This window comes from Parasediminibacterium sp. HNIBRBA5674, from assembly GCF_056745525.1.
In genome coordinates this window covers 1-6,522 of sequence record NZ_JBQWIE010000069.1, presented here as the reverse complement: position 1 = coordinate 6,522, position 6,522 = coordinate 1, and the positions used below count along the sequence as shown (strand labels likewise).

4 protein-coding genes are annotated in these 6,522 nt (G+C 35.2%); all 4 read right to left on the bottom strand.

The features are described 5' to 3' along the window. The coding region (locus ACT9TX_RS18110; protein ID WP_481340470.1) for a sulfatase at positions 1–1,401 on the bottom strand (1,401 nt) is incomplete at its 3' end. Between the two features lie 131 nt (positions 1,402–1,532). Continuing rightward, complete coding sequence (locus tag ACT9TX_RS18105) at positions 1,533–2,597, bottom strand: fasciclin domain-containing protein (protein WP_481340468.1); 1,065 nt, start codon at positions 2,595–2,597, stop codon at positions 1,533–1,535. Positions 2,598–2,613: 16 nt separating this feature from the next. Next, a complete protein-coding gene (locus ACT9TX_RS18100; protein ID WP_481340466.1) occupies positions 2,614–4,263 on the bottom strand; it encodes a RagB/SusD family nutrient uptake outer membrane protein in 1,650 nt (549 codons plus the stop codon). Between the two features lie 10 nt (positions 4,264–4,273). Continuing rightward, positions 4,274–6,522 (bottom strand): SusC/RagA family TonB-linked outer membrane protein (locus tag ACT9TX_RS18095; RefSeq protein ID WP_481340464.1); only part of this gene is annotated, 2,249 nt, incomplete at its 5' end.

Here is a 6,522-nt window from a genome sequence, read left to right as displayed (position 1 = left end):
TACATGTTTTACAATCAACTTATCTAATTCCTTTACTTTTTCAGGCATTTTAGCTGAAAGATTATTGGCTTCGCCAATATCGTCTTTCAGGTTGTACAATTCGTATCCATCACCACCATTTTCACCCTCGCCATAAACTCTAATTAATTTCCAATCACCTTTACGTACAGAAGTAGATGGGTAATTATTAGTTGCTGGGGTATAATGTGGAAAATGACAATAAATAGCTTCTCTTTCCAATTTTTTTCCTTTGATGAGGTATGGCAATAAATCTACACCATCTAAAATTTGATCTTTATCTGCTTTTGCAGTTGCCAAATCAAGTAATGTTGGATAAAAATCTATGCTAGAAATCACCTCATCTGAAACTGTATTGGGCTTTATTTTACCAGCCCACGAAATAACACAAGGAACTCTAACACCGCCTTCATGTATATTACCTTTACCATATTTTAGTGGAAAATTATTAGTGGCATCTTTACCGTTAACAAGATCGTACATATTACCACCATTATCTGAATAAAAAATAATTAATGTATTGTCTGTTAATTTAAGTTCATCTAATTTATCTATAATCCTACCCACACTTTCATCCAAACTTTTAATCATCGCAGCCATTATGGGATTATCTTGTTTACCACGCGGATCTACTTTATTCTCATATTGTTTCACATAATTTAACTTACCTTGAAAAGGGGCATGAACACCAAATTCCCACATGCAAAGGAAAAATGTACTATCTTTTCTTTGATCTAGATATTTAAGGGCTTCATCTGTAATTCTATCGGTAATATATTCATGCAAAGGTCCGTCTGGCAGGTTTTTAATATGGTATGGCGAAAAATAATTTGGCGGTCCAGGATTAGGTCCACCTGCAACATTAAAATCAAAGCCTTGTGCTTCTGGATTATAGGGATCTTGGCCTAAATGCCATTTACCTATAAAACCTGTTGTGTAGCCTACAGTTTTTAATTTTTCAGCAATAGTTACACTTTCTAGGGGCATAAAAGTTCTTGATGCCGGTGTAATTACTTTGTTCCAAGCGGCGGCTTTATCTTTCATTAAAGGCTCATCTGCATTGGGTTTTAAGTGACCAGATGGTGTTGTAAGGTGAAAACGCTCAGGGTATTGCCCTGTTAAAATACTGGCTCTTGTAGGCGAACAAAGTGGGCTTGCGGTATAAGCATTTGTAAACTTCATACCTCGCTTGGCCAATCGTTCTAAATTTGGCGTTTCGTAGTATTGGCTACCATTTATAGTGGCATCCATCCAGCCCAAATCATCGGCCAAAATAAAAACAATATTTGGTTTCTTTTTAGTTTGTGCTTGTGTTTTATTAACAATAACAGATACTAAAAAAGCTGCTGAAAAAAATAATAAACTACTGAATTTAATCTTCATATCTGAGGTCATTTAATTTTACATACTAATTTTTTTAAATGTAAAAGTTCTTACTAACCACTTAAAACATCATTACCAAGCTGATTGACAACCAACTTGGTAATGATATTTTTAAGAATCCAAATGCTATATTATGGAATTAATACCTTATCTATTTTATTAACAATACCCCTTGCAACCAAAATATTTGCAGATATGATGGCAGCAGGGCTTGCCGTATTTGCTGATTTGAATGTTACTGATGGCGAAACCCCAACCGTAATATCTGTACCGTCTAACATTCTTAAAGTACCTGCTTGAAAATTAGTCGTAAATATTTTTTGACCAGTAACAATATGGTGTCTTATTAGAGCTGTTACTGTAGCAATTGGCAATGCGGCAATAGAAGCAGTGGTATAACCAGCAGCTCTAAAAGCATCATTTGTAGGTATTAAAAATGTGTTTTGCAATTGTGCGTTATTAACTACTTTACTAATAGTATCAGTTGTTGGGATGCGTACTAAGGCTTGGTTAAATAGAGACATGGTAGTATCTACTTTCACCAATGCTATTGCCGTCTGCGCATAAACTGGTACACGTAAACTGTTTATCGGATATAAATTACCGTTTTTAAAAGATTTATAACGTGATATATCAACTTTAATATTAGCATCAATTAGAAAATCAGTATTAGATTTTTTTAAATACAGTGTATCAGCCCCAATACCAGATATGGTACGCGACATCAACGAATCATTAAAGTCACCTACTTCTACTAACTTACTAATCATAAAATTAGCCGCAAACTGACGTATTATATTTGGGACTTTTAGATTTGCTCTTGAAGAATCTCTAGATAAAAAATTTATAAATAATGGATTAAGATTACCCCCATCAGTAATGTAAGTAATCCCATTACTTATAAAAGCATCATTAGTAGGTATAAAACCTGTAATATAGCTACTTGCTAGCGATGCACCAACTAATGGATAAGAATTTGCTGTATTAACAGAATCACGCCTTGGGCCAAGCGTTAATGAATCTGCAAACTTGTATAGTTCTTTATACATGCTGTACTGGCTTACTGTATCTATTTCGCTTTTAATAGTATTGGTATAATCGAGTACTTCACCATTACCTAATTCTTTTTGGCAAGCAAACAAACCCGTGGTAAGTATTGCTAGCAATATACCTATTTTGAAATATTTATTAGTCATAATTAAGGTTTTATAATTAATTCCAGCCTGGATTTTGTGGTAATAGATTTTGATTGGCTTGCAATTGGCTATATGGTACAGGATATAGATAGAATTTAGGATCGAAAAGAGGTACAGTTGGATCTGCGGTTGTAAACTGATCTGATCGCATATTATCCATTTCATCTTTTAGAGTACCCCATCTTCTAATATCAAAAACACTAGTAAATTCACCAACAAGTTCTCTCATACGTTCATCACGAATAATTTGTCTTAATGGTATTTGAGTAGTTGTTAAAGCAATGGGTGTAGCACTAGCCCTTGTCCTCACTTCATTTAAAATAGGTATAGCTGCGGCAGTTTGACCAGCTTCATTTAAAGCTTCAGCGTAGCAAAGTAACACATCAGAGAAGCGTAGCACAATCCAGTCGTTTTGATAGCCTCTTACACTAGTGAGTAATCTTGGCTGATCAGCAATATATTTGGTATAGCCTAAGCCATAACGCCCTGGTGCGCTAGCTACAACTTGTGTTGGTACAGTTTTACGCCTATATTGAAAAGCTGATACAGTATCATAAATTAAAGAGTCTTGCAAGCCTGTAGCCGCAATTTTAGAGTTTGTACGCATGTCGGCATAAGCATAACCAATACCAGATCTTGTACGTACATCAGTAGTATTGAACAAGCGTAAAATATCCCAACGTAATCCATACATAGGTGATTGACCAGCATCGCCATCTATATTCATGCCAAGACCACCGAGGGTATTTGGAAAATAAGTACAACTTAAAACCCCAACATTTGAATTACCAAAACAACGTAATGCAAATAAAATTTCGCTATTCATCTCATTTAATGATCTAAAAACACTTGCATAACTACTTAAAAGCCCTGTGCCGTAACTTGAACGCCCAGTAACCAAAGGCGCCAAAGTTGCTATAGCATTCGCATAACCATTAGGATCGCTAAGTGGTAAGCCAGCCATAGTAAGGTATACCTTGCCCAATAAACCTATTGCAGTTCCAGATGTAACTCTGCCTAAATCTGCAGTTGGCCTTGTTCTGGGTAGTCTACTTGGCGTTAAGCTACCATTTGTGTAATTACCAGACGCATATGTTAAATCTTCTACTATTTGTGCATACACATCTTTAACTGGTGAACGTGACAAATAAATACTGGCTCTGTCACTAGATGATGCTGTTGCTTTTAGCTGTAAAGGCACTGGTCCATATAGCTGCGTTAAGGTAAAGTAGGCCCAACCTCTTAAACATTTAGCCTCAGCAATTAAAGGTATCGCTGTAGCACTATCTTTTATATTAGCTTGTGCAGCTTCTATTACTTCATTGGCTCTATTTACCATTAGATATAGCCCTTGCCATGTTTGTGCAATAGCTGTTGTATTAGCATTATATATATATCTGTAAAATTCCCGATTGCCAATTATTTCGCCGCCTGAACCAAAAGAACTATATCTATGACCTACCTCTACCATAGGAAACAAGGCGGTTTGGTGGAAAAAGGAAATAGTAGAATTATCTACGGCCCCATAAATGCCAACCGCTGCTGCGTCTATTAGTGCTGGGGTATTTAAATTCGAAAACTGACTGTAAGGTGTTTCAATCAAATCTTTTTTACAACTTGTAAAAAACAGTGAAAGAACAGATATAGTGATTATTACTTTTTTCATTAATTATTTTTTAGAATGTTGTAGATAAACCAATTGTGATATTTCTATTGCGTGGGTAAGATCCATAATCTATACCTTGTAAGCGCACATCTGTACCATAAGAACTTGCTTCAGGATCAAAGCCCGTGTATTTAGTTAACAACAATAAATCGGTACCAGTGATATAAACATTTAAAGTTTTGAAAAACTTAGTCTTTTTAACATCAAAATTATACCCTAGTGTGATATTTTTTAGGCGTATATAACTACCATCCTCAATTTGGGCAGATGTCGCATCGCTAGTAACAGCTGCAGCACTTGTTTGCACGGCCGCATACCTAGTATCATTATGTTGGTTTTTTAGCGTCCAGTGGTTTTTATACCAATCTTCAGTTTGGTTAAAAGCTACTCCAGTATTTGCCAAATTACCACTACCAATGTACGCTTGTACCACGTTTTGTATGTCATTACCGTATGTACCTGTGAATAAGAAGCTTAAACTAAAGCGTTTGTAAGTAAAGTTATTAGTAAAGCCAATGGTAAATTTAGGTGCTGAATTACCAATTACTACCTTGTCAGAGTCGTTCACATTACCATTAACTCTACCAGTAGCTGGATTGATATAAGTACTGCCGTTGGTATTTACGAATTTAAAACGTCCTGGTCTAGTGTCTGGTGAATTACCAGCAGTAAATATATCTAAACCAGCAATCGGTCGCCCAGCATTATCAAAATCTGACAATTGGTATAAGCCATCAATTTTATAACCATAAAACAAACCTAATTCTTTACCAGGTATTAATGCTTTGGCACTACCGCCCAATAAATTACCTCCCAAAGAAGACAAATTAGCTGTTGGGTCAAAAGCACCAAGATCTACCAAGATGGTTTTATTATTAGAGAAGTTAAAATTACTAGACCAAGAGAAATTTTTGTTTTGAACTATTTTGGTGTTTAAAGTAATTTCAATACCTCTATTTTGTATTGTACCTATGTTTGACCAAATATTATTATAGCCAGTTTGTGAAGCGAAAGGAACATTTTGCAACAAGTCATTTGTGAGTTTATCGTAATACTCAAAGGTAATACCTAATTTGTCTTTAAAAAAAGATAAATCTGTTGCTATATTAAATACCCGTGACGACTCCCATTTTAAACTAGGGTTACTTGGCTGTTGTGCCGATAGACTAACAAAGGGCGAAACACCTTGTGTTAAACCAGTTTCGTAAAAACCAGTATTGTATAAACGTATAGAACGATACTCAGGCAACGATCTATCATTACCCACTACAGCATAGCTAACACGTACCTTTGCTAAATCTACAAAACGTAATTTATTTTTTATAAACGACTCTTCGCTAGCGTTCCAAGTAAAACCTAGAGATGGAAATAAGCCTAATTTATTATTTTCTGCAAATCGAGATGAGCCATCTAATCGTAGAGATCCACTTAATAAATATTTATTATCATAATTAAGTAGTAATCTATAAAAAGCTGACTCAATTAAATTGGCACCTTTAGTAGATGTAATTTTTTGTACTTTACCAGATGCCAAATTGTTTAAGGCAATGCTAGCGAAGTCTAAACTTTGAGCTACTGACGAATTAGATTCATTTGTATTTTGTGTAAACTCAGCACCTAAAGTGTTATTAACACTAAAAGCCTTTGCTTTTAATCGATGGAGCAAGAACACATTACCATTATAAGATATTGTTTTCGCATCGCCTTGCTGTGCTGTACCGCCATTAACAACGTCAATTACTGGAGGTTGTATGGTTTGTCTACCAGTATAATTGTAAGAAGTACCAAACGTTACATGCATCTCTAAATTTCGTTTAGCATTTAAATAAAAGATATTCTCTAAATTAGCTATTATTTGGTCTTGTAATCTATTGTCGTTTTTTAAACTCTGCTCTAACACAGGATTAAATGTAACACCACCAATAGACACACCATCAATTGTATTATCAAGTAATAGTGCATCAGGGTTATTGTCGAAGAAAGGTGCTGCACGTAGTGCATTTAAAATTGGGCCGCCTCGATTTGGCCAGCCACGTGCAGATGTAATACCTACCAATTGGTTTTGTCTTGTAATGGCAAATTGTGACCTTATGGTATACCATTTCTTAATATCGGTATTTAAGTTAAATCGCACATTGGCTCTATCATTACCTGAATTAATTACAACACCCGTTTCTTTTAGATAAGAGGCACTAATAAAATAATTAGTAGCACCTACACCACCTCTAAAGCTTAAACTTGTTTCTTGCCTAAGGCTAT

Coding starts and splice junctions, on each gene's coding strand:
- ACT9TX_RS18105 (WP_481340468.1), bottom strand. CDS start 2,597: ATGACTAATAAATATTTCAAAATAGGTATATTGCTAGCAATACTTACC.
- ACT9TX_RS18100 (WP_481340466.1), bottom strand. CDS start 4,263: ATGAAAAAAGTAATAATCACTATATCTGTTCTTTCACTGTTTTTTACA.